The sequence below is a fragment of the Pseudomonas sp. B414 genome (assembly GCF_055408445.1).
Genome location: NZ_JBUZTQ010000079.1, coordinates 1 through 1,451, shown reverse-complemented (window position 1 = coordinate 1,451; position 1,451 = coordinate 1). Strand labels below are relative to the sequence as shown.

The following is a 1,451-nucleotide window of genomic DNA, read 5'->3' as shown; positions in this document are numbered from 1 at the left end:
GTAATTGAATGGACTCGCCCACGCCGAGGCGTCAATGCGCCACGGTGGCACTCTAAATAGCCAACGACAGCGAGGGCGAGTCCATGAAAAAGCATACTTCGATTGATCAATCTTTGTCTTCTGACAACTTGTCGGCCTGCACTACCGTGGCGGTGGACCTGGCCAAGCATGTATTCCAGCTCGCCGGCGAAGACGGCCTTGGCAAGGTGCATTATGAGATGCGGATCAAGTCGCGCGAGGAGTTCTACGAGTTTCTCCGCCAGTTGGCGCCTCATGTTGTGGTCCTGATGGAAACTGGCCCAGGCGCTCAAGCTTGGGCCCGACAGCTGCAGGATCAAGGCAACTTGGCGCGGATCCTTCCTGCCGGTCTGGTGGCCAAGCATCGCAGCGGCCCTAAGAATGATCGCAATGATGCGCTAGCAATCCTGCGCGCCGGTCGCGACGAAAAGATCTGCGCAGTACCGGTCAAAAGTATCGCAGCACTGGCCATGCAGGCATTGCATCGCGCCCGCCAAGGCTACGTGCGTCGCCGCACCGCCGTGAGTAATCAGATGCGCGGCCTGCTGCTCGAGCACGGGATTGCGCTGGCTCAGGGCGACGTTGCGATCAGCCAGAGAATCCCGCGGGTTTTGGAGGATGCCACCCAACCGTTGCCTTCCATGTTGCGCGAGCTGGTCGACGAACTGCTGGCCGAGTGGCGCCATTTGGGCGAGCGCATCAACGTCCTTACGGGGCGCCTGGAAGTGGCCGCGAACGCCGACAAGACAGCCAAACGGTTAATGACCGTGCGCGGTATCGGCCCAATCACCGCTACGGCGCTGGTGGCCAAGGAAACCAAGCCTGAGCGCTTTCCCGATGCACGCATGTTTGCTGCCTACTTCGGCATGGTTCCTGAGCAGCACAGCAGCGGGAATACAGTTCGATTGGGGGATATGACCAAACGAGGCGATAGCTACTTGCGCAGTCTGATGATCCAGGGTGCCCACGCGGTATTACAGCAGTTGCGACCTGACTCCCAACAGCCCGACGACCGCCGGTTGTTGCGTTGGATGAGTCGACTGGGCCGCAAAGATGCTGCAGTCAGGTTGGCCAATCGCAACCTGCGGATCGTTTGGGTACTTTTACAGAATGACCAGACTTATCGTCGCCAGCCTGCCGATGACCAGCAAGCGACGATAAACCACTGATCCACCGTGTTCTGCCACCGAGGTACCAACTGACCAACCTGTTGCTGAAAAAACATTGACCCCTGGTAAGACCGGCGTGGATTGATGCCTAAGCTGCTAGTGGCCTTCGAGGCCTGACTGTAATCGGCATGCCACGAGCTCTTCCAATTTTGGCCAGAAGCCGACGACGGCTTCCTCGAATAGGCCTAATACATAGATGCAACGGGGCGGCAGTTTTTTAAAAGCAGGTAGACAGTGGGGGCGAGTCCATACATAGCAGCTGCC

1 protein-coding gene is annotated in these 1,451 nt (G+C 58.2%); it reads left to right on the top strand.

All coding sequences use genetic code 11. The features are described 5' to 3' along the window. Positions 1-128 precede the first annotated feature (128 nt). Positions 129-1,187, top strand: a complete 1,059-nt coding sequence (locus ACZRMH_RS25755) for an IS110 family RNA-guided transposase (RefSeq protein ID WP_464015809.1) — start codon at positions 129-131, stop codon at positions 1,185-1,187. The last annotated feature ends 264 nt before the right edge of the window (positions 1,188-1,451 follow it).